20 protein-coding genes and 1 pseudogene are annotated in these 26,731 nt (G+C 44.8%); 9 read left to right on the top strand and 12 right to left on the bottom strand.

Features of this window, described 5'->3' with window-relative positions; translation table 11 throughout:
• Positions 1-15: 15 nt before the first annotated feature.
• Positions 16-1,287: an MFS transporter gene (locus EAE_RS16415; protein WP_015705010.1), complete on the bottom strand. Its 1,272-nt coding sequence runs from the start codon at positions 1,285-1,287 to the stop codon at positions 16-18.
• A 583-nt stretch (positions 1,288-1,870) separates the two neighbouring features.
• Here EAE_RS16415 and EAE_RS16410 point away from each other — a divergent pair.
• The 5 genes from EAE_RS16410 (at position 1,871) to EAE_RS16390 (ending at position 7,716) form a co-directional block, all read left to right on the top strand.
• Entirely contained in the window at positions 1,871-2,995 is a 1,125-nt protein-coding gene (locus EAE_RS16410; RefSeq protein WP_015705009.1) for a Gfo/Idh/MocA family protein, read from the top strand.
• 92 nt (positions 2,996-3,087) lie between these two features.
• A complete protein-coding gene (locus tag EAE_RS16405; protein ID WP_015705008.1) occupies positions 3,088-4,143 on the top strand; it encodes a sugar phosphate isomerase/epimerase family protein in 1,056 nt (351 codons plus the stop codon).
• Positions 4,144-4,232: 89 nt separating this feature from the next.
• Positions 4,233-5,900: a GMC oxidoreductase gene (locus EAE_RS16400; protein WP_015705007.1), complete on the top strand. Its 1,668-nt coding sequence runs from the start codon at positions 4,233-4,235 to the stop codon at positions 5,898-5,900.
• A gap of 92 nt (positions 5,901-5,992) precedes the next feature.
• The gene (gene glk, locus EAE_RS16395) at positions 5,993-6,961 is read left to right on the top strand and encodes a glucokinase (protein ID WP_015705006.1); all 969 of its coding nucleotides are present in this window, start codon (positions 5,993-5,995) and stop codon (positions 6,959-6,961) included.
• Positions 6,962-6,996: 35 nt separating this feature from the next.
• Entirely contained in the window at positions 6,997-7,716 is a 720-nt protein-coding gene (locus EAE_RS16390) for a DUF554 domain-containing protein (protein WP_047079387.1), read from the top strand.
• 28 nt (positions 7,717-7,744) lie between these two features.
• On the opposite strand, the gene EAE_RS16385 is transcribed toward EAE_RS16390, so the two are convergent.
• A complete protein-coding gene (locus EAE_RS16385) occupies positions 7,745-8,917 on the bottom strand; it encodes an ROK family transcriptional regulator (protein ID WP_015705004.1) in 1,173 nt (390 codons plus the stop codon).
• Positions 8,918-9,166: 249 nt separating this feature from the next.
• Between EAE_RS16385 and EAE_RS16380 the strand changes: the two genes are divergently transcribed.
• Positions 9,167-10,087 (top strand): LysR family transcriptional regulator, encoded by a 921-nt coding sequence (locus EAE_RS16380; RefSeq protein ID WP_015705003.1) that lies wholly within the window; start codon positions 9,167-9,169, stop codon positions 10,085-10,087.
• An 83-nt stretch (positions 10,088-10,170) separates the two neighbouring features.
• On the opposite strand, the gene EAE_RS16375 is transcribed toward EAE_RS16380, so the two are convergent.
• The 4 genes and pseudogenes from EAE_RS16375 to EAE_RS16360 all read right to left on the bottom strand — a co-directional run bounded on the left by EAE_RS16375 (position 10,171) and on the right by EAE_RS16360 (position 14,912).
• On the bottom strand, positions 10,171-11,535 hold the full coding sequence (locus tag EAE_RS16375; RefSeq protein WP_015705002.1) for an MFS transporter: 1,365 nt from the start codon (positions 11,533-11,535) through the stop codon (positions 10,171-10,173).
• Positions 11,536-11,604: 69 nt separating this feature from the next.
• Positions 11,605-12,711 (bottom strand): porin, encoded by a 1,107-nt coding sequence (locus EAE_RS16370; RefSeq protein ID WP_015705001.1) that lies wholly within the window; start codon positions 12,709-12,711, stop codon positions 11,605-11,607.
• A gap of 148 nt (positions 12,712-12,859) precedes the next feature.
• Positions 12,860-13,117: a hypothetical protein gene (locus EAE_RS16365; protein ID WP_164926748.1), complete on the bottom strand. Its 258-nt coding sequence runs from the start codon at positions 13,115-13,117 to the stop codon at positions 12,860-12,862.
• 1,045 nt (positions 13,118-14,162) lie between these two features.
• A pseudogene (locus EAE_RS16360) lies at positions 14,163-14,912 on the bottom strand (transposase).
• Positions 14,913-15,530: 618 nt separating this feature from the next.
• On the opposite strand from EAE_RS16360, the gene EAE_RS16355 reads away from it, so the two are divergent.
• Positions 15,531-16,874: an MFS transporter gene (locus EAE_RS16355; RefSeq protein WP_015704998.1), complete on the top strand. Its 1,344-nt coding sequence runs from the start codon at positions 15,531-15,533 to the stop codon at positions 16,872-16,874.
• A 216-nt stretch (positions 16,875-17,090) separates the two neighbouring features.
• On the opposite strand, the gene phoH is transcribed toward EAE_RS16355, so the two are convergent.
• From phoH to efeU, 4 genes are all read right to left on the bottom strand, one after another.
• A complete protein-coding gene (phoH, locus tag EAE_RS16350) occupies positions 17,091-17,879 on the bottom strand; it encodes a phosphate starvation-inducible protein PhoH (protein ID WP_015367231.1) in 789 nt (262 codons plus the stop codon).
• A 510-nt stretch (positions 17,880-18,389) separates the two neighbouring features.
• Positions 18,390-19,673, bottom strand: a complete 1,284-nt coding sequence (gene efeB, locus EAE_RS16345; protein WP_015704997.1) for an iron uptake transporter deferrochelatase/peroxidase subunit — start codon at positions 19,671-19,673, stop codon at positions 18,390-18,392.
• A 4-nt stretch (positions 19,674-19,677) separates the two neighbouring features.
• Positions 19,678-20,805 carry an iron uptake system protein EfeO gene (gene efeO / locus EAE_RS16340; RefSeq protein WP_015704996.1) on the bottom strand — a complete coding sequence of 376 codons (1,128 nt, stop codon included), beginning with the start codon at positions 20,803-20,805 and terminating at the stop codon, positions 19,678-19,680.
• Between the two features lie 53 nt (positions 20,806-20,858).
• Positions 20,859-21,689, bottom strand: a complete 831-nt coding sequence (gene efeU, locus EAE_RS16335) for an iron uptake transporter permease EfeU (protein ID WP_015367234.1) — start codon at positions 21,687-21,689, stop codon at positions 20,859-20,861.
• 274 nt (positions 21,690-21,963) lie between these two features.
• Between efeU and EAE_RS16330 the strand changes: the two genes are divergently transcribed.
• Positions 21,964-23,148 (top strand): NupC/NupG family nucleoside CNT transporter, encoded by a 1,185-nt coding sequence (locus EAE_RS16330; protein WP_015704995.1) that lies wholly within the window; start codon positions 21,964-21,966, stop codon positions 23,146-23,148.
• Between the two features lie 33 nt (positions 23,149-23,181).
• Here the strand turns inward: EAE_RS16330 and EAE_RS16325 are convergent, their stop codons facing one another.
• Positions 23,182-23,616: a DUF3574 domain-containing protein gene (locus tag EAE_RS16325; RefSeq protein ID WP_015704994.1), complete on the bottom strand. Its 435-nt coding sequence runs from the start codon at positions 23,614-23,616 to the stop codon at positions 23,182-23,184.
• Positions 23,617-23,857: 241 nt separating this feature from the next.
• On the opposite strand from EAE_RS16325, the gene EAE_RS16320 reads away from it, so the two are divergent.
• Complete coding sequence (locus EAE_RS16320) at positions 23,858-24,946, top strand: AI-2E family transporter (RefSeq protein WP_015704993.1); 1,089 nt, start codon at positions 23,858-23,860, stop codon at positions 24,944-24,946.
• Positions 24,947-25,042: 96 nt separating this feature from the next.
• Here EAE_RS16320 and putP read toward each other — a convergent pair whose 3' ends face one another.
• Positions 25,043-26,551: a sodium/proline symporter PutP gene (putP, locus tag EAE_RS16315; RefSeq protein ID WP_015704992.1), complete on the bottom strand. Its 1,509-nt coding sequence runs from the start codon at positions 26,549-26,551 to the stop codon at positions 25,043-25,045.
• Between the last annotated feature and the right edge of the window lie 180 nt (positions 26,552-26,731).

The raw sequence follows: 26,731 nt of genomic DNA, 5'->3' as shown, positions 1-26,731 counted from the left end.
ACAATTTACATAACATTATTTATCTTCATTAAACAATATAAGCCAAATAATAGTCGTTAATACAGCAATGCTAATTGGAACTGACCATAGTGTAATCCATGAGTACTCCTGTTCAGGGTTGACTGTAGTGGAGTACACGTATCCTGAGATAAGAGAACCAAACGCAGCCCCAAAACCAGATATCGCAATGATCAGCCAGCTTTGTGCTTGTACCTTTAGCTCAGGTGGCGCAAGTCTATCAAGATACATAGCACTGATAATTAAGAAAAAATCGTTGCAAAGTCCATGTAATCCCACTCCTATGATTGCGGTCCAGTGATGGCCTTTCGCGGCAAGGATAAACATGATAAAGCGAATTCCCCACATTGCCATACCAATAAGTAATGCCCATTTCATGCCAATGCGTTTAATAACAAAAGGCACTAACACAATAAATGCCACTTCTGATATTTGCCCTAAAGCCATGACAGAAGCAACACCAGGTATACCTAATGCACCGATAAAAGTTGAGGCATATGTGTTATATACACCCAATGATATTGACGTTAATAATGCACAAAGCATTAATATTGCAAAATTTCTATTCTTAAATAGCTGAAGAGAGCGAAATCCTAACGCATCTAATACATTGAATTTTTTATCTTTGACACTTGGGTAAGTTCGTGGCAGCGTGAAAGAATAACCACCCAATACAATGCTAGAAATTCCTGCCACATAAAATATTCCTACAGTAGAAGAATAACCAAGGATCCCAACAATAAATCCTCCAACTGCCCACCCTCCCGTTGCGAACAGTCGAAGATAGGGATATAAATCACTTTTACTACCAAGATGCTGGAAGGAAAGTGAATTAACCAATCCCTGAGTTGGTTGGAAGAAAATCATATAAATAAAGATGAAGATTAAAATTACGTTGCTGTTTCCCGATACAACCAACGCAGGGATCATAAATTGAACAATACCACCTAAAATGTGCAAAAAACCCAATATTTTTTCAGATGAAATGAATCGATCACCTACAGCACCAAATACTAAAGGTGAAATAATAGCGGCAATGGCACAGAGTGTATAAGCCATACCGATAATGGAGCCGAGCTTATAGGTAAACAAAACTAAGCCCATCGTTGCAAACCAGGATCCAAAAACAACAAATTGTAGCAGCATCAGAATACTAAGCCTGCTAAATATATACATTGGCTTTGTCATCGCTTCATTACCCACAGGTTTCTCTTTGCTTACGCATGGGTCTACTGATTTCGAATTATCTTCGACTAAGTAACTTGGCATTTTTAACTCCGCCGTTGGTAGGGACACCGGTGTTGAACGAGTTTATTGGCCCTTAATAGATTCCAAATATTAAAATCCCACAATGGAAAGTTTTCTTTTTTGTGATCAAGACTTCATTTTTTGAATGGTATGAAAAACCACCCATTCGCAAGCAATTGCAATAAAAACCAAATATAATCAATAAATACAATAAGATACTAAAAAATAACAAAAATAATAAAAAGGCAATTAATTATATGATTGAATGATTGATTATTAATTGACCATAAAATCCACTCTCACCCAGGAATTTTAACTTGTTTTTTTTCAATAGGTTAAGTTTAACAACAAACAATATTGGATAGTACATTTGGAAAAATGTGACCAATATCTCTATAATTTCTGTCGATTATTAAATCTACTTTAGATAGGTATCTGCTTGGCCGATACCCTATATCCATACAAGCCATTTCCTTTTATTTTTAATTTGCGTCATAACAGTAGCACCTTCTTGATTTGAGCCAATCAAATCAAATTATTATTATTGTTATAACCTCTTAAGAAATTACAGCCCTGATTAGGTTTATAGCCGGAGATAAATGAAATGGTTAAAAAATTACGTATTGGTATTATTGGTTGCGGCCGTATTGCAGTGTGTAAACATTTTCCTGCATTTGAAAAAGCCAAAGATCGTGTAGACCTGGTCGCTTTCTGTGATATCGAAGTTGATCGTGCCATTGATGCAGCCGCTAAATTCGGCATCCCCGGAGCGAAAACTTATTCAGACCATCACGAATTACTTAAAGATACTTCCATTGATGTTGTCTACATTCTGACTCCTAATAACTCTCATAGCCCTCTGACAGTAGATGCTCTTGAGGCAGGTAAACATGTCCTTTGTGAAAAACCGATGGCGGCAACAACAGCAGATGCGCAGAAAATGCTGGATGCGGCAAAACGTACTGGTAAAAAACTCACCATCGGCTACCAGAACCGATTCCGTAAAGACGTACAAATCTTAAAACAAGCAAGCGCAGAGGGTGATTTGGGTGAAGTCTATTTTGCAAAAGCCCATGCAGTTCGTCGTAAAGCAGTTCCTACCTGGGGTGTTTTCCTGGACAAAGAGAAACAAGGTGGCGGCCCGCTTATTGATATCGGTACCCATGCTCTGGATATTGCCCTGTGGACAATGGACAACTATAAGCCGAAGGTGGTTTCAGGTTCGGTGTTCCATAAAATGAAAGACAATTATGAGGGTAATTTGTTTGGCCCATGGAACCCAAAAACTATCGACGTAGAAGATTCTGCGTTCGGTTTCATCAAAATGGAAAATGGCGCAACAATCTTCCTGGAGGCTTCCTGGGCGCTGAATATCCTTAAAGCCCGTGAAGGACAGGTCACACTCTGTGGTACAAAGGCTGGTGCCGAATTAGTAGGTGATGGTGCCGCTGCACCAACTTCAGCCGTAGACGGCACAGGTAGTATTGTATTTAATACTGCGCGCTTTGGTGAATTGGTAGATATTGAGCCATTCGTACTTGGCGGCCCTGGTCCATTAGATCTTGGAAACGAACCTTTCCGTGTGGCGGATGCAGAACTTGCTGCTTTCATTGATGCGATTGAAAACGACAAGGAACCAGTTGTTACCGCGGAACAAGCATTCATTGTGACTCAGGTGCTGGAAGCAATCTACAAATCTGCTGAAACTGGTCAGGCAGTAGAGTTCTAATCTCTCTTAATTAAGTGGCGCACTTAAATTTGCGCCACTTCGTTTCGTACATTCAATTCTAGCAACATTGCCCCGGTTAATGAGGAGGTTATATGAACACTCTTAAAGGTCCTGGCATTTTTCTTTCACAATTTATTGGAAGTACATCTCCGTTTAATACCCTCGAAGGACTGGCTATTTGGGCTGCGAATCTCGGATTCAAAGCTTTACAAATTCCTTGTAATCACAAAAACATCTTTGACGTTGAACTGGCAGCCCAAAGCCAGCAATATTGCGATGACGTCAAAGCCTTACTTGCGGAACATGGCTTACAAATTAGCGAATTATCCACTCATTTGGAAGGACAACTTGTCGCTGTTCATCCTGCTTATGACCAACCCTTCAGCGGTTTTGCCCCCAATGGGGTTGCGCGCGACCCACACTCCCGGCAGGAATGGGCTGTGGGTATCGTCAAAAAGGCAGCTATTGCATCCGCACGACTCGGGCTGAACGCACATGCAACATTTTCAGGTTCCCTCGCTTGGCCATACCTCTATCCATGGCCACCTCATAACACAGTACTTTTTGATGAAAGCTTTAAAGAACTGGCGAAACGCTGGTTGCCAATACTCAACACTTTTGAAGAACATGGCGTCGACGTTTGCTATGAAATTCACCCAAGTGAAGATCTACATGACGGTGCAACATTTGAACGTTTTCTTGATGAGGTCAACTACCATCCACGCTGCAACATCCTCTTTGACCCAAGCCATTTGCATCTTCAACAGATTGATTATCTGGATTACATCGACATTTATCACGAGAGAATCAAAGCATTTCACGTCAAAGACGCCGAGTTTAACAAAAATGGTCGGAGTGGTGTATACGGTGGGTACCAACCCTGGCTACAGCGCGCCGGACGATTCCGCTCACCTGGTGATGGACAGATCGATTTCAAAACAATTTTTAGCAAGCTCGCTCAATATGATTACAGTGGCTGGGCTGTACTCGAATGGGAATGTTGCCTGAAAAACAGTGAAGATGGTGCGCGGGAAGGAAGTCGTTTTATCCAAGACCATATCATCAATGTATCCAGTCGTGCTTTTGATGATTTCGCTGAGACTGGAAACGATATTTCAGAAATCAAAAAAATGATTGGAATCTCCTGATTTCGGCAAAAGGAGATAGACCACGCTATCTCCTGTTTTATTTATTAGCAGAATTAATAATTAACCGGTAATTGTCGGCCGAGGCAGAAATGAAAAAAGAATTTTATGACGCAATTGTTATCGGCTCAGGAGTAGCTGGCAGCATCGCGGTGAAGGAATTAACTGAGAAAGGGATGAATATAATTTTGCTGGAGGCTGGCCCATTTTTAGGCGAAAAAGATTTCCCCATAACGCCGGGTAATAACGAAAAGATAAAAAAAATAGATGCACTTGCCCGTTTTAAAATTGCATTAACTGGACAGCCTTTACAGGCGCGTGCAGCGTATATGAGTAACGAGTACCGCCATCTCTTTGTGAATGACTGGCAAAACCCTTACACAACACCAAAAGGGCAATATTTTCTTTGGATCCGTGGCAGACAGCTCGGTGGAAGACTCCATACATATGGCCGAGTTTTGCAACGGATGTCTGACTACGATTTCAAAGCTGCAAGTTACGACGGTTACGGCCAGGATTGGCCGATCAGCTACGAGGAACTGTCCCCTTGGTATACGCACATTGAAGAATTCCTCGGGGTTTACGGGACTGAAGAAAATATTCCGAATCTTCCCGATGGTAAATATATTCAAGCACCGATTCTAACAAAACCGGAAAAGGCATTTAAAAGTAAGGTCGAATCTAAGTGGCCCGAACGCAAAGTTATCAGTTGGCGTTTTTCAACCCCAAACCTGAAGCGAATTCCAGTAGGGGTACAAGCAGCAATCGATACAGGTCGTCTGGAGTTACGTACTGATGCTATAGCAAAGCAAATTGATGTAGATCCGGTAAGTGGTAAAGCAGTCGGCGTTACATTTATAGACAGATTAACAAAGCAGGAACATAGCGTACGCGGAGGCATGGTCATGCTATGCGCCTCAGCAATTGAATCCGTGCGCTTACTGCTAAATTCGCGCTCTTCACGTCATCCTGAAGGCATTGGTAATTCTACGGGATTGTTAGGACGTTATTTTCTAGAACAGACACCAAGCCTTATTGCCGGTTCTGTGCCTGACAGTAAGGGTTGGGAATACGATAAAACAATTATCCAGGATCCCTTCTGTCGTCCCGCAGGCGGAATTGTTATTCCTCGCTTCCAGAACCTAGGCCAGGATAGCCAGAAAAACTATCTACGTGGGTTTGCGTTCCAGGGGGTTATTGGACGAGGTTATGTTCCGCCAGGGAGCCCGGCACAGTTTGGACTTATGGGTTTTGGCGAAATGTTACCGCGAAAAGAAAATTGTATAACGCTGAATTTTAAAAAGAAAGATGCATGGGGAATCCCTGCTCCACACATTAATTGTTCTTTTGGAGCCAACGATCTGCTCGTCTTGAAAGAGCAATTACGTGCAATTAAGGAGATGGTGACGGAGTGCAATTACAACATCGATTTTGCTGGAACAGCACTTGGGCTTGAAGATGGGCGGAATGCAATGCCCAACGAAACACTTCTTACGAAAACAATTTTCCGACTCTCCTTTAAGAAAAGTGTCGGTCTGGGTGCTGCTATCCATGAAAGCGGTGGTGCAAGGATGGGAGATGATCCGGAAAGTTCAGTGCTTAACAATTACAACCAATGTTGGGATGCGAGCAATGTTTTTGTCACAGATGGCGCATGTTTTGTAACCAGCGGTACTGTTGGTCCAACATTAACTATGATGGCAATTACAGCGCGAGCTTGTGATTACGCGGCAACCCAATATAAAAATGGTCAGCTTTAGCATCCTGATTTGTAACGTGTCAAATTGGTGAACTGAACATCCCTGAAAGCTCACCAATGTCGCTTTATTACCAATTCATTAAGGTGTATTTAATGTCTAAATTTATACTTGTTGGCGATGTCGGCGGTACAAATGCCAGGCTAGCTCTGTGCGATGTGGCTGACGGTAAAATCTCGCATATCCATACCTATTCGGCAAATGATTACGCAACTCTACAAGATGTCATCACGCACTATCTTGAAGGCCAGCACGTAACTGTTGATGAAGCTTGTATTGCCATTGCTTGTCCTATAACAAATGACTGGGTTGACATGACTAATCATAGTTGGGCATTTTCGATAAACTCGATGAAGCTAAACCTTGGTCTTACACATCTTGAGGTCATTAATGATTTCAAAGCTGTTTCCATGTCTATTCCAATGTTGAAAGATTCAGACTTGCTAAAACTTGGTGGTGGGAATCCAGAGCGAAATAAACCGGTAGCCGTTTATGGTGCCGGTACCGGTTTAGGGGTTTGCCATCTTATACAGTCTGAGAATCAAGTTATCAGCCTTCCAGGCGAAGGTGGCCATGTTGATTTTGCCCCGAACAGCGAAGAAGAAGATCGCATACTCTCCGTGCTGAGAAAAGATCATGGCCGTATTTCATACGAGCGAGTACTATCTGGTCCTGGGCTAGTTAATCTATATAAGGGTATTGTAAAAGTCGATGGAAGAATTCCAGAGAAACTCAAACCAAAGGACATCACTGACCGAGCTTTAGCTAACGAATGTGTAGACTGCCGCCGCGCGCTCAGCCTTTTCTGCATTTTATTAGGTCGATTTGGTGGCAATCTGGCTCTGACTATGGGGACCTTTGGTGGAGTATATATTGCTGGCGGGATTGTTCCACGCTTCCTGGAGTTTTTCAAATCATCAGGATTTAGGAATGCATTTGAAGATAAAGGTCGCTTCTGCGAATATCTCAAAGATATCCCGGTGTTCTTAATAACTAATCCTCAGCCAGGACTATTGGGTGCGGGTGCACATATGCGTCAATTTCTTGGTTATTCATTAAATTAAGCCTGCAATAAGCGGGGATACTTGGAGATATTAGCGTGATTATTGGCCCATATATAAATAGTATTGCAATTATCGTAGGCGCAGTAGGCGGAAGTCTTTTATCACCTTGGATCCCCCGACGTCTTAATGAAGGTATGCCATTAATGTTCGGCATTTGTTCAATGGCAATGTCAGTTATATTAATAATGGATACCGTCAACATGCCTGTGCTGGTATTATCTGGCATCCTAGGAGCCCTCACTGGTGAATTAATAAGGCTTGAAAAGAAAATAAATAAAATTGCCACAAAAGCCAAATACAGTATAGAATCGATTTTACCCAAACCTCGAGGAGAAATAACAAACGAGGAGTTTTTGAATATTTTCGTAGCTTTAATTATTTTATTCGGAGCCAGTGGAACTGGCATTGTCGGCGCAATGAACGAGGGTATGAACGGAAATTCCTCCGTGCTTGTTACTAAATCGTTCATGGATTTTTTCTGTGCCGTACTTTTTGCAACTAGACTCGGCTACTCAGTAGCCATCCTTTTTGTTCCACAGTTGATTATTCAGTTACTACTTGCATATAGTGCAGTTTTACTTCTGCCACTAACGACTACAGTTATGCGCAACGATTTCTATGCGGTTGGAGGCTTGGTAATGATGGCAACAGGGTTGAGAATTTGCGGCATTAAGATGTTTCCAGTAGCCAATATGCTTCCTGCATTATTGTGGGCAATGCCCCTATCCTGGCTTTGGACTAATTTTTTTAAATGAAGATCTAATACCGACCTATAACCTATCATCACTTCATCCAGTCAGGAAGATGATTCATTCCTTGGTTGTTTTGCTCCAGCAGAGCAGCAATACCACCCAGTATTTCAGGTTGGTTTGTCAGTTGAGCGAGTTTAAAATCAATGGTTGTTGAGACTGCGCCAAGGTTATGTTCTTCAATAGTAGCCATAAGACTATCAAAAAATAATGGCCCTGCGGTCGAAAGATCACCGCCTATCGCAATCACTCCTGGGGCTAAAATTTTCGCTATGTTTGCTAAAGCTTTGCCAAGATCTCTGCCAGCTTCAAACAACACCCGCTGACATGCGGCGTCACCATCAGAAGCAGCTAGAATTATCTCATTTAAAGAATTCTTATAACTCTCTGATTTTGATAAATTCATTATAATTGCCCGCTCTGAAATGAAGGTATTGAGACAGCCTCGGCATCCGCAAAAACAAACTGGTCCTGAATTATCGATGATCAGATGACCAAACTCTGCAGCCATACCATTTCCACCTTTATAGATATGGTTATTGATAATAATTCCACCACCTATTTGCTTGGAGCACGCAATATAAACAAAATTATCAATACCTCGACCAACACCCCATACCCATTCAGCCATCGTCGAATGGTTAGCATCGTTACCTATAACAACCGGGATTTTTAATTCATTTTCGAAGAAGGACTTAATCTTAATATCACGCCATCCCGGTAATCGACCAGCTGACCATGAAATGATAGTTTCGCTATTAATATCGAGCGGGGCTATAATGCTTATAGCGATCCCAGAGACATCCGTAATAGTCAATTCGTTTTCGTCGAGAATAGAATTAATAATTTTAACAACCGTATATGGATTGTTTTCCTCAGGTGCATCTTGTGCTACAGGATATACAAGGGTAATTTTTTTTTCCAACTCAAACAAAAAAAGCACACAGGTAATTTTATCTATAGATACCAATACAGAGAAATATAAACCTTTCTTGTATATTAACGATACAAGACATTCCCTGCCATTGACCCAATGTAGTTCTGCATGACCTAATTCACGCAGTTTTTTAACGACATAATTTACCATAGCGGGTGATAACCCAGTTTTCCTAGATATGGAAGCTTGAGATTGAGGACCTTCTTTGAGCAAAAATTCACGCACTAAAGCAACGCTGTTTTGTTTTTTTGTGTAATTACCTATCTCCATTTTTCGCTCCTCATATTCCCACTATAAATGGCAATAATTTTATGGCTAACTGAACATTTGCGCAATGATCTTAATTAGCATCTAACTTGACACACAATACACTAATTGATTCGCATCCCATTGAAATAAAACAATAAAATCATCAAAAGACAAACACTTCCCCCATACAGAGTAAAAGTTTATTTGAACTCGACTTAAGCACTATGAAATGATACTTTTACCATAAATTTATTATGTGATTAAACGCCTATGCATCTTCGTGGTTTAGATCTTAATCTACTGATTATTCTTGATGTGCTTTTAGCGGAGCGCAATGTGACTCGCACCGGTGAACGCGTGCATTTGAGCCAATCTGCGACATCAGGAGCCTTATCAAGACTTAGAGAATTTTTCGACGACCAGTTGCTTGTTCAGGTCGGCCAGCGTATGGAGCTAACACCATTTGCCGAAATGCTTGCAGACGAGGTACACGATGTTATTAGCAAATGTGAAGCAATTGTTGATAAAAATCAAAAGTTTGAACCTGAAACGTCAACTCGTACATTCCGATTAAACATTTCTGATGCATCAGCCACTGTTGTGATGAACAACGCAATATCACTCATACAGCAACAAGCCCCGCATGTTCGACTGGACATATCATCCATTATTGACGGCCCGATTAGCGAGTATCTGAATATAGGCGTTATCGACCTTATCGTTACACCCTCTAATTTGATATCCTCCCAGCATCCAGCAGAATATCTTTTTGATGACCAATTTGTCTGCGTCGTATGGTCAGGTAACCCATTGTGTCAAAATGGTATAAATGTTGACGATTACCTATCCAGCGGTCATATCGTCGCGAGATTCAGCAAAATGATTGGATGGTCACTTGATGAGGTATTCCTTAGCCAGTCAGGATACCAACGACGAATTGACATTATTGTACCCTCTTTCAGTATGCTAATGACACAACTGATTGGAACCAATTTGATAGCAACAGTTCATGAGCGTTTTGCTCGTTATTACGCCAATTTCCTCCCAATAACAATATTCCCATGCCCGATAATTTCTGAACCTTTTGATATGAAGTTGCAATGGCACAGGCACCATGATGGCGATCTCGGTATTCAATGGTTACGCCAGATCCTGCATAAGTCTGTATCGAATATAGAACCGCTTAGTTAATTCAAATCATAATCTACTATCAAAAAACCCTCTGGCTATACCGGAGGATTTTTTATTATCTCATTTCGTATATGTTTACGATGCTATTGTTTTGCGAGCATTTCACTCGATAGCATATATCTTTTGTTGATATAATGTTTGTGTACATTAATAAGAATCATCGATAGTGCTGCAATAACCCCAGGAATGGCAAAGGCCAGGAACCATGTTGTTAATGAAACATTAGCCGTCAAAAGCATCCCGCCAATAATCGGCCCTAACATACCGCCAACCCTACCTGTAGCGTTAGCCAATCCGACACCCGTAGTTCTTATTTCACCAGGATAATACTGTGAAGCGAAAGAGTTCATTAGAGAATGGGCGGCAAATGCGAACATGCCTATAAGACCGACGAATAAATAGAGTATAATCAAATTTGCCCTAATTCCCATACAGAATAGGCTTATTGAACCAGCAATATAGATTACTGGCATCAAGATTCTAAAACCAACTTTGTCAACTGCAGCAGCCCAAAGAATGGTACCAATCAGAGTGCCTAAGTTCAAAACTATTGAGAAAGTAAGACTTGAACCTAATGCATAACCATTTTGGTTCATAACCTGTGGTAACCAAATGTTAACGCCATTTATGGTAAGCAGTCCACAAATATAAATTAATGTTATCAGCACTGTACCGACAAAGTATTTCTTATTAAAAAGTACGGAGTATGAGACTTTATCTGATGGCTTACCTTCAACAGGAATTCCTTTCATGCTCCTTTCAATTTTAGTTTGTGTATCTTTGTACTCAACATCAATTTTTTTTAGGATCCGGTCAAGTTTTTCAGTTTGGTTAGTTTTTGCAAGAAATCTAGCTGACTCTGGAATGACCTTAATGAGTACAGGAATTAATAGTAATGGAACAATAGATAACCATAAGACTGGCTCCCAACCAAATTTTGGCATCACATTTATTGCTACTAGTGGAGCCAACATCCCTCCAATCTGGTTACCACAGATTGCAATTGCAACCATTTTTGCCTTATTTGATTTGGGTGAATACTCCGTGAGCAAGGAGATAACAATGGGAGTCGCACCACCACTCCCCACGCCAGCCATAAAGCGACAAAGGCCAAAAGTAAATCCATTATTTGTAAATGTTGCCATGACGATAAAAAAATTAAAGATAAATATTGAGGATATCAACATTTTCTTCACACCATATTTATCGGCCATCCAGCTTAGCAGTACTGCACCAAACATCATACCAAACATTGCTGAACTACCGATAAAACCAATCTCTGTAGGGCTAATTTCCCACTCACGAATAACAACCGGAACGATAGCGCCGAAAACTGAAAGTTCATAGCCTGAAAAAATAATAACAAACGTGCAAACCCCTAGTAATAGCTTATGGAACCCTGTCGATTTACTGCTATCAATAAATGCACTCAGTATGTTTTGATTCATAATCGTCAATCTCATAGTGATATAAACAGCACATGTTCTAATTGTGCCCTTAGCTTTATATATAACAAATTAGAAATAGTAAGTTGCGTTCAATGCCATTACGTCATCACTTCCATTCATTCCACCTACTGATTTTACGTAAGAGCTATTATCGTTCAGCAAATTAATATAATAGTCGGCATATACCTTAAAGTTCTTATTAAAGTAATAAGCCACGCCAACCTCAACAAACTTAGCCAGGTCAGCATCTCCGCCCGTAAATAAGCCCCTCGCAGTTAAATCCTTACCTTTCGACTGCACATACGACAATGATGGCATGAGACCTGAGTCAAATACATACTGAGCAATTATTTCAAAGTTTTCTGCTTTATTGGCAAAACCAGCATTTCCGGTTGAACCAGTACGAGTAGTATTTCTCGTTTCAGCATATAATGTAGCCAGATATATACTATTAGCATCATATTTAACACCAACCGCCCATGCTTCTGCCTTATTTCCTTTCCCATCTAATTTTTGATCTGAGGTGCGACTTGAGTTACTATACGCGCTAATAATACTAATACCACTATCAAACTCATAACCGATAGAATAGCCAATACCATCACCATTAGATGTGTTAACATTTGAGCGGTCATTCTTACCCTGATACTGAATACCAAAACTCAGCCCATCTAGCAGACCGAAAAAGTCATGATTCCGATAGGTCAATACACCGCCTGCGCGACTGGTCATGAAATTGTCACCGTAATTCCCCCCCCAGGTCATAGCTGAATGAGATGGTGCTCGATCGGTATATGACTCTACATCATAAAGGATTCCATAATTCCTCCCATAATCTATCGAACCCAAATTATCGTATTTCATCCCAGAGAAAGCGATACGAGTCTCAGTACTTTGATTACCTTCGTATGAATTTGTATACGCACGATATTCCCACTGACCATACCCTTCCAGTTCGTCAGTAACTCTAGTTTTCCCTCTGAAGCCAATTGAACCAAATCCAGAATCTTTGTGAGCATGGCCTTTTGAAAAACTGTATTTCCCCTTAGCAACTAATTTCCCATATAAATCCAATTCATTACCATTTTTATCATAAATTACAGCTGCATTCGCCATGCTAAACGACAATAAACTTAATAAACCCAGGGCACTGATTTTCCTTAAGCGAATATCCATTATTTTCTTCACCTATTTCAACACTTAAATGACACACTAAAATATACATAGCCTTATAGGCTCATTGTTTTCAATATATTTATTCGATAATAAATTATGTTATTTTTATAATATTGAAGTCTTAAGAGGGCTCTTGATTAAGAGCAAATCACTCGTCATAAAAACCTGTAACCGAAAACAACAAAGCACTAAGCGATGGGCCAATGTTCTTATCCGTCATGGAGGATTCTCTGTTAACAGTTTCGGCATTTGCACTATCTAATTGCAAATAATCCTTTAACATATCCGTATGAATATCAATAAAACTATCCAATGCAAAACCGAATAGATTAAGTGAATCTGGCCCATTATCAACCTTTAGCATCACAGACTCAGTATTGTAAACGTTCATATTCATGACCATCACTGAAAATCCTTCGAAAGAAATAACTTGAGCTCTAGTTAATCACTTCGTTAATGAGACATCCTACGTTCTCAGCGTCAGCAAGCACTAGACAATGCAAAAAAATATCAAACTTAGAATGCTTCGATATCTAGGAATAAAATAATGCAATTATTTCATAACATTCAATTCAAGAATTATATTTCTGTGATCAATGTTTCAATATTTTAATGATTAGCCGAATCTCGAAAACGCCATAAGAAAAATAAAAGTCAATATATACATATAGTTATAAAAATGATTGAGTTTTTTCTAGTATTGAAGTAGTTCGATTTAATTAAATAATTAAATGATTGTTCTGTTTTTAATCAAATGATCAATAATTATCGATGAGAATTTTTTTATGTCTTTATTTTCATGACGTTAACACGAGAAACGTGATGGCAACTTATCACTACCATTACCTTCCTATTTCAAAATAATATATTAGCCAGCTAATTACTTAGTATCTGTGAAACCGATACTAGGTATCCACAGTAACAATTATTAAATATGCCAACAATGCAATATACTCTTAACTTCAAGTACTGATTTTAAAATCATATACTGTTAGATAGAATATTAAATTTTACACTGTATCTAATCATTTCAATATCAGAATATTTAAGAGTTTTTATCTAACTTCATTGAAAGAGTATTCTGATCACCCTTCTTTCAAAATCATTATTCTTTTTTTATTATTGATGACAACATTTTCAAATCGTATTGTTATATAATACTCATTCAAAATTGCACTTGGTAATTAGTATCACAAGCAGAATTATTTACATTTTTTGAGGATGACTTAGGATCGAAAGAAAGTACCATCGGCGCAATACGATCACTATAAAAGTGAACAACTCAACAGCTCCGTATTCTCCATTAAGGTCTGGTGCTCATCACAAATGCTAACCGACATGAACTTATACGAGGAAGAACTGGTAGATTCAGGAATTGTCACTCAACATAACCATTGTATATCTAATAGCTGCGCTGAATACCGCTACACTTTTGCCAGCCCATGTTTTCCTTAGGAGAATGGGCTGGCTGTTTCCATAAAATAATGTTTTTTTAAACAACTGCCACATTAAACAACGCAGATGGTTGCGCGTTATTGTGTCGTGAAGCATCTACCATAGCCGTTCAACATGATTTACCTATGGTTAGTAAACCGAATGATAAATCCCCATGAACTTCGGGTTCTGCTTCAGTCAGCACAGTGTTTCCCGACTTTTGTCAATAATGTAATTGTCCAACATAAGCGTTATCATTTATCTCATCGATACGCCTCCTTCAGATATTTTAACTGACTGATAAATATAACAGCACTTTTACTGTTTCCACCCACATTACTGACCTTACCTGCCCTGCAGCACGCCAGCCAGATAATATTTTTCATTCTGTCCCGGCGTTATCACTCATTTTTGCTGTCCAAGCAGTTGCCAGTCCGCACCGATTTTGGGATGAAGATGGATATCCATTTTATCTTCATAAAAGACCGGATACTCATCACTACATTCGTCCAGTGTTTTGTTAATTACCGCCATACTTTCATCTTTATGCGGCGCAGAGTTGACGCAGCCCTACTGCCATACCGGTCCAGCTGATGGCTGCCAGCGGCGGGTAATGATTTCAGCCTTTCAATGCCGACTGTGTGGACCAGTTAATCCAATACCCGACGGAGGAACGGACGCAATAGAGCTTTCTGGCAACGTTATTGACGCGAGCATCAGCATCAGCCTACGATGCGGGCATAATTTTTATCGTGCGTTCAATGAATTGCTTTCTACATCAGACGTCTTTCGTCACGAGAAATTGGTGCTGTGATTGGCATCGCTCAATCTGGACCGAGCACTCTCAATGTGCTCTACTATACCGCGCAGCTATTTCGTAACAGCGCCTTATTAAGGCACTCTGCTTCAATGAAAAAGTCAAACCCCTCTAACAAAAAATGTGACACATTGCTCATTATAGTGATATAAAACATGGGTCAAATCTAATAAAAAACATCCTGCCTTATTCTATTTGCTGGAGCGATACCTCGTATCTGCAAAATCGATTTCACAGCGCTACGGTATCTAAAATACTATCAAATAACTGTTTAACGCATATTGCTGATGATCAATTCACCTGGAAATGATTGGAGTATAAATTAATAAACTACAATTTCCGCACAATGAATCTTTCTCTTCATAGCACCATCAAAGTCTGTGATGTCTGTTTTCATTGTGGTGTATTTAGCAAATAGTATATTTACTGGATCAGTTAATAACTGAGAGAGGGAATTTCATCAAAAAATATCAAAAGTTTTACAAAAAATATTACTGCTGGCAGTCACAAATGGTTATGAAATAGCTATTAAAAATAATAAGTTGTTAATGTTACCACGAGGCGTCGTATGAACAATGACATAATAAAGTTTATTGAGTCAAGGAAATTTAGCAGGTTTGATGCAAACTTGGTTATCTTGGGTGTGTTTTTAATTACATTTACTGGATACGCTGCACCTGCTTATGGTTCAATAATTCCTATGCTTTTCAAAGAATGGACTGGCTTGGATTGGGATCAACTTGGATATGTGGGTAGTTTGTCAGAATTTGGATCGTTGTTCGGCGCTCTCGTGTGGAGTGTCATATCAAGACGATTTGGTATAAAACGAGTACTAATTATAAGTGTAATGTTTTTCTGCGTAGGTACATTTAGTCAAGCCTTCTCCCCAACAATAGAAGTTTTTGCCATATTAAGATTTATCGCAGGATTTGGATTTGGGGGCGTAATCCCTCTTGTTATATCTCTGTTATCTGAATACGCACCGAAAACAAGCAAAAGTAAATCAGTTGCTACTGCATTATGTGGAAATCAATTTGGAGCAATCATTGCTTCTTTTGTTGCAATATATGTTACGACTCAAGTAGGACAATGGAGACCCGTTTTTTGGTTAGGCATAATACCTGTATTATTGTTACCATATATAATAAAAACAATGCCTGAAAGTGCCCATTTCATGCTAAAAAACAAAGATGTGGCAGGGTTAAAAAATGTACTGTACAGAATTGACAAAGACTATAGCGCTAACATAGATATTGAGAGTGCCGTTAATAATTTCACAATAGAAATAGATTCTAACAAGGTTCATTATAAAGATTTGTTTGGCAGAAAATATGCACTTATTTCATTCTTAGCTTGTGTTATTGCCATCATGGGGCTTTTGTTTATTAATGGTGTAATTGTGTGGCTCCCGGGCGTTATGACAAATGCAGGATATGCTCTTGGTTCTAGTATTGCTTTCACAATTTTTTTATGTGCAGGGGCAATAGCAGGTGCAATTTATTGGGGTTCTGTAGCAGACAAAAAGGGATTTGCCATTCTAATGCCGAGTATTTACTTTATTGGTTCTGTTTGTCTGATTCTGATGGGGGTTAAATCCACAATTGTTGTACTATATGTATTAATTACCCTTGTTGGTTTTTTCTTGTTTGCAGCTCATTCGCTCGTTAATGCGTTTATCGCTCAGCATTATCCACATGATTTGAGAACGGTCGCAATCGGCTTACCAAATTCTTTGGGTAGAATTGGTGGATTACTTGGCCCCACATTAGGCGGACTGTTAATGGCAAATCAAGTCTCAGTTATGGGATGGTTTATCGTTTTTGCTGGAACAGGACTGATTGCAGCCATCTCGTTCGTTTTAATTAATATACAAACTCGAAGGTTAATGAACCTTCAAACTGGCTGTGTTTAACAAAACAACATATCTAAGGGGGTACTTTTGGGGTGCCCCCAAGCCCGTAGACAAATCTGCCTACCGGAGCGTGGTCACTCCAAATACCTCGCCCGGGCTACCCATCCCACAGGCCGCACCACCAGCCAGTAGCCCGTCCAGGCGCAGCGCCGCCGGGGAAATGTTGCAAAAACAACAAAGCCCGGGACATCCCGGGCTTTGCACACTCACTAGCGTTTAATAATAGGCTTTCAACGTTCGCTGGCAAAGCGTTGAACGCACGCAGTCATCGGTGGTAAAGCGCACGATGCCAATCATGTCGTCTTCTTCAAAACGCGACAGCGCGTCACTCAGTCCTGATTTTACGCCAGAGGGCAAATCACACTGGGTAATATCGCCGTTGACGATCACCGTGACGTTCTCCCCGAGGCGGGTCAAAAACATCTTCATTTGCGCCGCGGTCACGTTCTGGGCCTCGTCCAGAATCACCACCGCGTTTTCAAAGGTGCGTCCGCGCATATAGGCGAACGGCGCGATTTCTACCTTGCCGATTTCCGGACGCAGGCAGTATTGCATAAAGGAAGCGCCCAACCGCTTCACCAGTACGTCATATACTGGTCGGAAATAAGGAGCGAACTTTTCGGCGATATCTCCCGGTAAGAAGCCGAGATCTTCGTCGGCCTGTAGAACGGGACGGGTAACAATAATTCTGTCCACATCCTTATGGATCAGGGCTTCAGCTGCTTTAGCCGCGCTGATCCAGGTCTTCCCGCACCCGGCTTCGCCGGTGGCGAAAATCAGCTGTTTATTGTCGATGGCATTCAAATAATGCGCCTGAGCTTCATTACGCGCTTCAATCGGCGAAAGATCGCGGCTATCCCGCGCCATGCCGATTGCTTCTACGCCACTCATTTGCACAAGCGATGTGACCGATTCTTCTTCACGTTGTTTATGGCTACGCGAATCCCGTCTCAGCACACGTTTTGCCTCACGACGAGCTTTGATCACTGCTTTTTGTCTTCCCATGGATAGCACCTTGCGTTGTTGGTTTACATCACGCGCGTCAAGAGCAACGCGATTATGCGCACGAACGATTGAGGTTTGGCTTCCTTGTAAGCCATTGCTTGCCGGTTGAATGGACAACGAGCCGCGGCTACGCGCACCGCGTACCCTGCCAGAGTTAGCCTGATTAATAGTGGAAGAGATTGGGGTTACAGAGTGAAAATCGCTGCCGGAAGCTGGGCCTCCGTGCTGGAAAGTACGGTATGTGGTTTTACGTTGTCCGCTACAGGACCTTACCATTCGCGATCTCCATAGTGAGCGACATCACTGCCGGGAACTACCGCGTATGTAATAAGTACATCAAAAAATATTCTTAATGCAACTTATTTTTTACATTGACGCAACAATGATTTCTCAATTTACTATAGAAAACTATCCGTCATTTGTATTACAGAAATATAACACATGGCAGGAAATATATTGAATCCGAGAAAAACAGCAGAAAACGCCCTGCCTTCGCCGGCAGGACGCGTATCAGGCTTGCAAAAGAGATTGTCCAAGATAATGCTGGTCGTTCATCACGCCGGGCAACACAAAGAAGTATCCACCACCAATCGGTTTAACGTACTCCTCCAGGGCCTCGCCGTTCAGCCGTTTCTGCACCGTCAGGAATCCCTTTTCCAGATCGTGCTGATAGCAAACGAACAATAACCCCATATCCAGTTGTCCGGAGTTGGTGATCCCCAACGAATAGCTGTAACCGCGGCGCATCATCAGGCTGGATTGCGTCTCAGGCGTACGCGGGTTCGCAAGACGAATATGGCTATCAAGGGCGATCACTTCACCATTCGGATCGCGACTATAATCCGGAACATCATGTTCATGTTTCATCCCCAACGGCGCGCCAGAATGTTTATCGCGACCAAAAATCGTCTGCTGCTCTTTCAGCGGCGTACGATCCCAGAACTCAACGTGGAACTGAATGATACGTGCTGCCTGATAACTACCGCCGATCGCCCAGGCCGGTTCGCCCTGGTCGGCAGTAACCCACACCACGTTATCCATTAGCGCTTTATCCTGGCTCGACGGATTAGCGGTACCGTCTTTAAAGCCCAGCAGGTTAATTGGCGTCTCTTTGCCTTTGCTACGGGCCGCGCTATCAGAGATAAACCCTTCCCGCTTCCAGCGCACGCTCAGCAGATCGGGCGTGTGCTTGATAATGTCACGTAGTGCGTGAATCACCGTATCCTGGGTATTGGCGCAAATCTGCAGTAGCAGATCGCCATGGCACAGTGCAGCATCCAGCGAATCATTCGGGAAACGCGTCATTGCCTGCAGTTTTTTAGGCGCTTTGTCCGCTAATCCAAAGCGCTCATCGAACAGCGAATGGCCGACTGAGACGGTGATAGTCAGGTTATCCGGCGCAATCCACGGCCCTAAAATCCCGGAATCCATCGGCGGCAATCGGGGATTCGGGGTATCCGGTGCCGGACCGCCTGCGGTTAAAAAGGCGATCCGCTGAGTCAGCAAGCGGAACAGGCGTTCGAGGTCAGCTTTATCCGCCGCCAGCACATCAAACGCCACCAGCATCATCGAGGCCTGCTGTGGCGTCAGGATGCCCGCCTGATGCGGGCCATAAAATGGCTGTTTTTCCTGACGCGCATCGGGTGCGAGCGTGCCGGGGGAGCTTTCCGCTTTCGCCGCCTGCACCATCGGGCAACCGCCGCTGATGGCCAGCGCGCCGCCAAGCGCGCCGATCCCCTTCAGTAAGCGGCGACGTGACGGTTCATTCACGTCGCGAGGTTTCTGTTGTGTCATCGAATTAATCCAGGCCCAAAATTCCGCGTAGTTGAGCCAGATCTTCTGCCAGCGTCGTGATCGGCCCTTTCAGCGCATTACGGTCAGCGGTGGTAAGTTTGTCATAGGTCTCGAAACCGTCTTTCGTGCGGTATTTAGCAAGGATGACATCAACTTTTTTGAAGTTGGCGTCAACTTTGGCCAGCAGCGCGCTATTATCCTTTTGCAGCTGCGGGCGCAGCAGGTCGACGATTTTCTGTGCGCCGTCGATATTGGCCTGGAAATCCCACAGGTCGGTATGGCTATAGCGATCTTCTTCACCGCTAATTTTGCTGGCCGCCACTTCTTCAATCAGCCCCGCCGCGCCGCCTACCACTTTCGACGGCGGGAAGGCCAGCTCGCTAATGCGTTTTTGCAGTTCCAGCACATCGCTGTTCAACTGTTCAGCATAGTTTTCCATCCCTTTAACGCTGTTATCGCCAAACAGCGCTTTTTCCAGACGGTGAAAGCCGGTAAATTTCGGATCTTCGGCTTTTTTCTCGAAATCGTCTTCACGGGCGTCAATGCTGCCGTCGAGGTCAGAGAACAGTTCCGCAATCGGTTCGATGCGCTCGTAGTGCTGACGGGTCGGGGCATACAGCGCCTTCGCTTTCTCGATATCGCCAGCTTTTACCGCATCGGTAAAGGCTTTAGTACCGCTAACCAGCTGCGTGGTTTCCGCGGTGACGTAGGCTTTATACGCAGTAATCGCCTCGCCAAGACTTAGCACCGCATCGGCTTTCGCCGCATCTTTGCTGGTTTCACCGGTGACAATCAGCTTTCCTTTCGGATTAGTCAGCAGGCCACAGGTCATATCGTATTCGCCCGGCTGTAGGTTAGCCGTCAATTTTTGCGTGAATCCCGGCGCGATATTTTCACGCTCCTCGACCACCATTACGCCTTTCAGGATCTCCCACTCCAGCGCTTTCTGGCTGTGGTTCTGAATGATGAACTGGGTTTTACCCGCCTTCACCGTCACATTCATCGGTTCGCACTGCTTGTCGTTGACGGTAACTTTTACTTGCGGAATATCCGCAGCCTGAGCGTAGCATGCGGAACTGAACAGCGCGGCGACGGTTAACTGCAGCGCAGTACGGCGAAATTGAATTATCATGGCCATCCCTTTCGAAAAGTATGTTGTAACTATATTAATCAGCGGCACCTGAATTACGCGGCCCGCGATGCTGTCGTTTTGCTGCCCGGCGGCAAGGCAAAACACACCAGTGCCGGGATCAAATAGAGAAGATAAACCGCCACTTCGCTGACGGTGGGCGTCTCCTGATAACCAAAGATGCCTTCCAGCAGCGTGCCGAACAGCGTATGCGTCGATACCACGTTGCTAAGATCAAAGGCGACATTCTGGAAATAATTCCACAGTCCCGCCTCATGGAAGGCGCGAATCGCCCCGGCTGCCAGACCGGCCGCCACCAGCAGGATAAACAGACTGGTCCATTTGAAGAACACGCCGAGATTAAGGCGGACACCGCCCCAGTAAAGCAGGAAGCCTAATACCACCGCCGTCGCCAGGCCGAGCATCGCCCCCAGCGGCGGCCAGATGCCCACATCCTGCTGGAATGCCGCCAGCAGGAAAAAAACCGACTCCAGGCCTTCGCGGGCAACCGCAAAAAACACCATCATCACCAGCGCCCAGCCGTGGTTATTCCCGCGCTGCAGCGCGTTATCCACCGCCTGCTCCAGCTGTTGTTTGACGTTGCGCGACACTTTACGCATCCAGAACACCATCCAGGTGAGAATAAATACCGCTATCACCGCCACGATGCCTTCAAACAGCTCCTGCTCGCGCTGCGGAAATTCTCCGGTGGTCTCGTTGATAAAAACCCCTAACCCGAGACAGAGCGCCGCCGCGAGGAATACGCCAATCCACATGACGCCGATCCAGTTGCCGCGCTGGGTTCGTTTTAAATAGCTGGCAATCAGGCTGACAATCAGCGCGGCTTCCAGCCCTTCGCGTAACATGATGAGAAATGGAACAAACATGCCGAAACCCTTAAATGTGAACCGCAGTCAACGGATGCAAAGATAGGTAAATATTTCTGATAGTGATTATCATTACAACAATGAGAAACACAAGCGAAATGTTCAGGGAATGATGACTAGTTGTAAATTAATCGCTACAAAATAGTCACTTGCGAAAATACCTCACCAACTAAGCATTAAAATGGCAAATAGCATGATTTTTTATGCCACATATTTACCGGGCCGGAGCGCTGTGGCTAAATGGCGGTCCTGATTTATCTGCGAAATAAATAACATGACTCAAATTTTGCACTTCCTGCTGGCGCTGGCGGTTATTCTCGCCCTCGCCTGGCTTGCCAGCTATGACCGACAAAAAATCCGCATTCGCTACATTCTGCAGTTAATTATTATTGAAATCGCCCTGGCTTTCTTTTTCCTTCACGCTGAAAGCGGTTTATGGGTAGTGAAAAATATTTCTGGATTTTTTGCTTCGTTACTCGGGTTCGCCGCTGAAGGGACCAATTTCGTATTTGGCGGGATGGGTGAAAAAGGGCTGGCCTTTATTTTCCTCGGCGTACTGTGTCCGATTGTCTTTATTTCCGCGCTGATAGGTATTCTGCAACACTGGCGTATTCTGCCGATCTTTATTCGTCTGATCGGCACCCTGCTGTCGAAGGTGAACGGCATGGGCAAGCTGGAATCATTCAATGCCGTCAGCTCGCTGATCCTCGGCCAGTCGGAAAACTTTATTGCTTACAAAGGCGTACTCGGGGACCTCTCCTCACGTCGCCTGTTCACGATGGCGGCGACCGCCATGTCAACGGTATCACTGTCGATCGTCGGCGCGTATATGACCATGCTTGATGCGAAATACGTGGTAGCGGCGTTGATTCTTAATATGTTCAGCACCTTTATTGTGCTGTCGATTATTAATCCTACGCGCCCCGGTAGCGAAGCAGAAATAAAGCTAGAGAAGATGCATGAATCGCAGAGCTTCTTTGAAATGCTGGGCGAATATATCCTGGCAGGCTTTAAGGTGGCGATGATTATTCTGGCGATGCTAATCGGCTTTATCGCCCTGATTAGCGCCGTTAATGCGTTATTTGCGACCGTTTTCGGCTTAAGCTTCCAGCAAATCCTCGGTTACGTATTTTATCCGCTGGCGTGGCTGGTGGGTATTCCATTAAGCGACGCGCTAAATGCCGGTAGTATTATGGCTACCAAGCTGGTTGCCAATGAATTCGTGGCGATGATCGAGCTGCAGAAAATTGCCGCCAGCATGACGCCGCGCGGGCTAGGGATCCTTTCCGTGTTCCTCGTCTCGTTTGCCAACTTCGCCTCCATTGGCATTATTGCCGGGGCGATTAAAGGGCTTAACGAGCAGCAAGGCAATACCGTTTCCCGTTTCGGCCTGCGTCTGGCCTATGGCGCGACGCTGGTGAGCCTGCTGTCCGCCAGTTTTGCCGGACTGGTGCTGTAACTCATCGGGCGGGGGAGCTCCCCGCCCTGCGTTTCAGAAGTGTACGCAGACCGGCTGATCAACGCGCATAACGGACTCCTGGGCAAAGCGCGTCTTATACGTATTACGCAACGCTTCAATCCCCTGCTCGCTTTTCGCATCGTTGCTATGAATCAGCATTAGCGCCTTGCTGGATTCGCGGGCGACTGCGCCATTGTTGCCTAGCCACTGGCCGCGGGCGTCAAATACCGTCAGGCCATCGCGAAAACGCGGCGTCACATCGCGGTCGACAAACTGCTGCCATTCCTGAGCGGTAATATCTTTTCCCGCCGGGCGGCTAAGGCCGAAATAGAGGGTGGTTTGCATCATCCTGTTATCCGCCTGACAGCCGTTATTATCAACGTGCGCGGCGCTTTTCTCGGATGGCGCCACGCATCCTGCCAATAGTGCGGCAACGATCAGCGCCGCAGCGCCCTGGGGTAATTTCATTTGCTATCCTCATTGTTTTTTGTACACAGATATCAGCGTATTTTCAGTGAATTAGCAAGAGATGCGCGAACATTACTCTCTGGCGATACGGCAGATTTTCTTTTGTTCTACACTGATAAACACAGCCTGGGCGAAATTCTTTTTTAAATTATTTCCTGCGTTTTTTATTTCAAAGACTTCTCTATAGTTGAGCGTTTTTAACTGGCCTGGCGGCCGCGTAAAATAACAACTGGAATAATTCATGATAGAAAATAATGAGTTAACTAATATTGAGAAAAGAATTGTCACCCGCTTTCTCGATATGTTTATTAAGTTCGGCTTGATACTGGCGCTGGCCTCCTTCTGCTTTACCGTCTTCTCGCCGTTCCTGAACATGATGCTGTGGGCGCTGATTCTGGCCGTCACGCTGTATCCTTTACATCAGCACATCGCGCGACGTATAGGCGGGCGACAGGGACTGGCATCGACCATATTAGTGTTATTCGGCCTGCTGATTATCGTCATCCCGACCATTTTCATGGTGACCTCGCTTGGCGAAAGCGCCGGTAGCCTGATTGATAAAGTCAGCGGAAGCGATCTGACGCTGCCGCCGCCTTCGGCTAACGTCGCCTCTATTCCCCTCGTCGGCGGTAAGCTGTATGCGTTCTGGCTGAAGGCCTCGGCGGACCTGCCGGCGGTACTGAGCAGCTATCACGCGCAAATTGGCGAGGCGGCAAAACTGGTGCTCGGCGTGCTGGCGAGTATGGGCGGCGGGCTGCTGGGCTTTGTCCTCTCCTTTATTGTTGCCGGCGCCATCATGACCTGGGGCGCGGCGGGCGCCAGCAGCGCTAAACGTATCGCTATCCGTATCACTGATGAAAATAAAGGTCTTGCCCTGAGCCGCCTGTGCACCGGCACTATTCGCGCCGTGGCGCAGGGGGTCATTGGCGTGGCGCTGATTCAGGCCTTGCTGACGGGAATTATCATTGCGTTGGCGGGGATCCCGGCCGCCGGGATCTTCTTTGTGCTGGCGCTGGTGCTCGGCATCGCGCAGATTCCGGTAATACTAGTCACCGCCCCGGCGATTGCCATTATGTGGATGACCGGCGACCACGGCACCGCGGTGAATGTCGTGTTTACCGTCCTGCTGATTGTCGCGGGAATGGTCGATAACGTCCTCAAACCGCTGATGTTGGGCCGCGGCGTAGATGCGCCGATGCCGATCGTTCTGCTCGGCGCGTTGGGCGGCATGGCCACCGATGGCATTCTCGGGATGTTTATTGGCGCGACCCTGCTCTCCATCGGGTATCTGATCTTCATGAACTGGGTAAACGAAGGCGCGGCGAAGTAACCGCCTTACCGCCAGTAGCTTTCCGCCGGGCCGTACAGGCAGCGAAAAAAAACGGCTCCCTGATGGGAGCCGTTGCGGTTTCTGGCGCTCGCTACTTTATTCAGCGGTGGCGCGTACCGGCGGCGCAGAGTGGTAATGCGCGTCCGCTTCAGCAAAACGCTGCTGCATGGCCGCCGATGGCGCCTTGCCCAGCAGGCTGAAGACCACAATCCCGATACTGCCGAACAGGAAGCCAGGGATGATTTCATACAGTCCCAGCCAGCCGAACTGTTTCCAGACGATAACCGTGACCGCGCCAATGATCATCCCGGCCAGCGCGCCGTTACGGGTCATACGCGACCACATCACCGAGAACAGCACTACCGGGCCAAAGGCGGCGCCAAAGCCTGCCCATGCGTAGCTGACCAGACCCAGTACGCGGTTTTCCGGGTTAGCGGCCAGCGCAATCGCAATCAGCGCTACCACCAGCACCATGAAGCGGCCGATCCAGACCAACTCTTTCTGACCGGCGTTTTTACGCAGGAAGGCTTTATACAGATCTTCGGTAATAGCGCTGGAGCAGACCAGCAGCTGGCAGCTCAGGGTCGACATGACCGCCGCCAGAATGGCCGACAGCAGGATCCCGGCAATCCACGGGTTAAACAGGATTTGCGCCAGCTCGATGAATACCCGTTCGGCGTTCTGATTAACCGCGCCCGCCAGGCTCGGGTTGTTATTAAAGTAGGCGATACCGAAGAAACCGACCGATACCGCGCCCGCCAGACAGAGGATCATCCAGGTCATACTAATACGACGGGCATGAACGATACTGTGGTGCGAATCCGCCGCCATAAAGCGCGCCAGAATATGCGGCTGACCGAAATAACCCAGACCCCAACCCATCAGCGAAATAATCGCCACGAAGTTCAGTCCCTTAAGCATGTCGATATTTTCGATGCTTTTTTGCTTAATCACCTCCAGCGAATCGCCGAAACCGCCGACCGAGATAATCACCATCACCGGCGTTAAAATCAGCGCGAAGATCATCAGGCTGGCCTGCACGGTATCGGTCCAGCTCACCGCCAGGAAACCGCCCACGAAGGTATAAACGATCGTCGCAGCAGCGCCGGCCCACAGCGCGGTTTCATAGCTCATACCGAAAGTGCTTTCGAACAGGCGCGCGCCGGCAACAATCCCGGAAGCACAATAAATAGTGAAAAACAGCAGGATAACCAGCGCGGAGATAATACGCAGCACGCGGCTTTTATCTTCGAAACGACCGGTAAAATAGTCCGGCAGCGTCAGGGCATTGTTGTTGACTTCGGTATGCACGCGCAGACGCCCGGCCACCAGTTTCCAGTTAATCCACGCCCCCAGCGTCAGGCCGATGGCGATCCAGCTTTCGGAAATCCCGGAGAGGAAAATTGCTCCCGGAAGCCCCATCAGCAGCCAGCCGCTCATATCCGATGCACCGGCAGAGAGCGCGGTAACAAACGGCCCGAGGCTACGCCCGCCGAGAATATAATCATCAAAGTTCTTGGTTGAGCGCCAGGCAATAAAACCTATCAGTACCATGCCAAAAATATAAACAATAAACGTCACCAACATGGGTGTGCTAATAGCCATGCAAATCTCCAGAATTTATTTCGACAACGTCCAACTTTGTCGTTTTAGCCACTACCGGAACGGGGTAATGGCGTATTGGTTGTATTGGGCGAGCGTATCCTGACGGATGCGTCGGTATTTCACAAACGATTTAACACAGCATTTACACGAAAGTTGTCTCAGGAAAAATAGCAATTTTCT

This window comes from Klebsiella aerogenes KCTC 2190, assembly GCF_000215745.1.
Taxonomy (GTDB): Bacteria; Pseudomonadota; Gammaproteobacteria; order Enterobacterales; family Enterobacteriaceae; genus Klebsiella; species Klebsiella aerogenes.
Note: the sequence above shows the minus strand (reverse complement) of the source record. Positions and strands in the feature narration are given on the sequence as shown.

Bases quoted from the DNA above. Each gene is read 5' to 3' on its own strand.
- EAE_RS16415 (WP_015705010.1), bottom strand. From the start codon at position 1,287: ATGCCAAGTTACTTAGTCGAAGATAATTCGAAATCAGTAGACCCATGC.
- EAE_RS16410 (WP_015705009.1), top strand. From the start codon at position 1,871: ATGGTTAAAAAATTACGTATTGGTATTATTGGTTGCGGCCGTATTGCA.
- EAE_RS16405 (WP_015705008.1), top strand. From the start codon at position 3,088: ATGAACACTCTTAAAGGTCCTGGCATTTTTCTTTCACAATTTATTGGA.
- EAE_RS16400 (WP_015705007.1), top strand. From the start codon at position 4,233: ATGAAAAAAGAATTTTATGACGCAATTGTTATCGGCTCAGGAGTAGCT.
- glk (WP_015705006.1), top strand. From the start codon at position 5,993: ATGTCTAAATTTATACTTGTTGGCGATGTCGGCGGTACAAATGCCAGG.
- EAE_RS16385 (WP_015705004.1), bottom strand. From the start codon at position 8,917: ATGGAGATAGGTAATTACACAAAAAAACAAAACAGCGTTGCTTTAGTG.
- EAE_RS16380 (WP_015705003.1), top strand. From the start codon at position 9,167: ATGCATCTTCGTGGTTTAGATCTTAATCTACTGATTATTCTTGATGTG.
- EAE_RS16375 (WP_015705002.1), bottom strand. From the start codon at position 11,535: ATGAATCAAAACATACTGAGTGCATTTATTGATAGCAGTAAATCGACA.
- EAE_RS16370 (WP_015705001.1), bottom strand. From the start codon at position 12,711: ATGGATATTCGCTTAAGGAAAATCAGTGCCCTGGGTTTATTAAGTTTA.
- EAE_RS16355 (WP_015704998.1), top strand. From the start codon at position 15,531: ATGAACAATGACATAATAAAGTTTATTGAGTCAAGGAAATTTAGCAGG.
- phoH (WP_015367231.1), bottom strand. From the start codon at position 17,879: ATGGGAAGACAAAAAGCAGTGATCAAAGCTCGTCGTGAGGCAAAACGT.
- efeB (WP_015704997.1), bottom strand. From the start codon at position 19,673: ATGACACAACAGAAACCTCGCGACGTGAATGAACCGTCACGTCGCCGC.
- efeO (WP_015704996.1), bottom strand. From the start codon at position 20,805: ATGATAATTCAATTTCGCCGTACTGCGCTGCAGTTAACCGTCGCCGCG.
- efeU (WP_015367234.1), bottom strand. From the start codon at position 21,689: ATGTTTGTTCCATTTCTCATCATGTTACGCGAAGGGCTGGAAGCCGCG.
- EAE_RS16330 (WP_015704995.1), top strand. From the start codon at position 21,964: ATGACTCAAATTTTGCACTTCCTGCTGGCGCTGGCGGTTATTCTCGCC.
- EAE_RS16325 (WP_015704994.1), bottom strand. From the start codon at position 23,616: ATGAAATTACCCCAGGGCGCTGCGGCGCTGATCGTTGCCGCACTATTG.
- EAE_RS16320 (WP_015704993.1), top strand. From the start codon at position 23,858: ATGATAGAAAATAATGAGTTAACTAATATTGAGAAAAGAATTGTCACC.
- putP (WP_015704992.1), bottom strand. From the start codon at position 26,551: ATGGCTATTAGCACACCCATGTTGGTGACGTTTATTGTTTATATTTTT.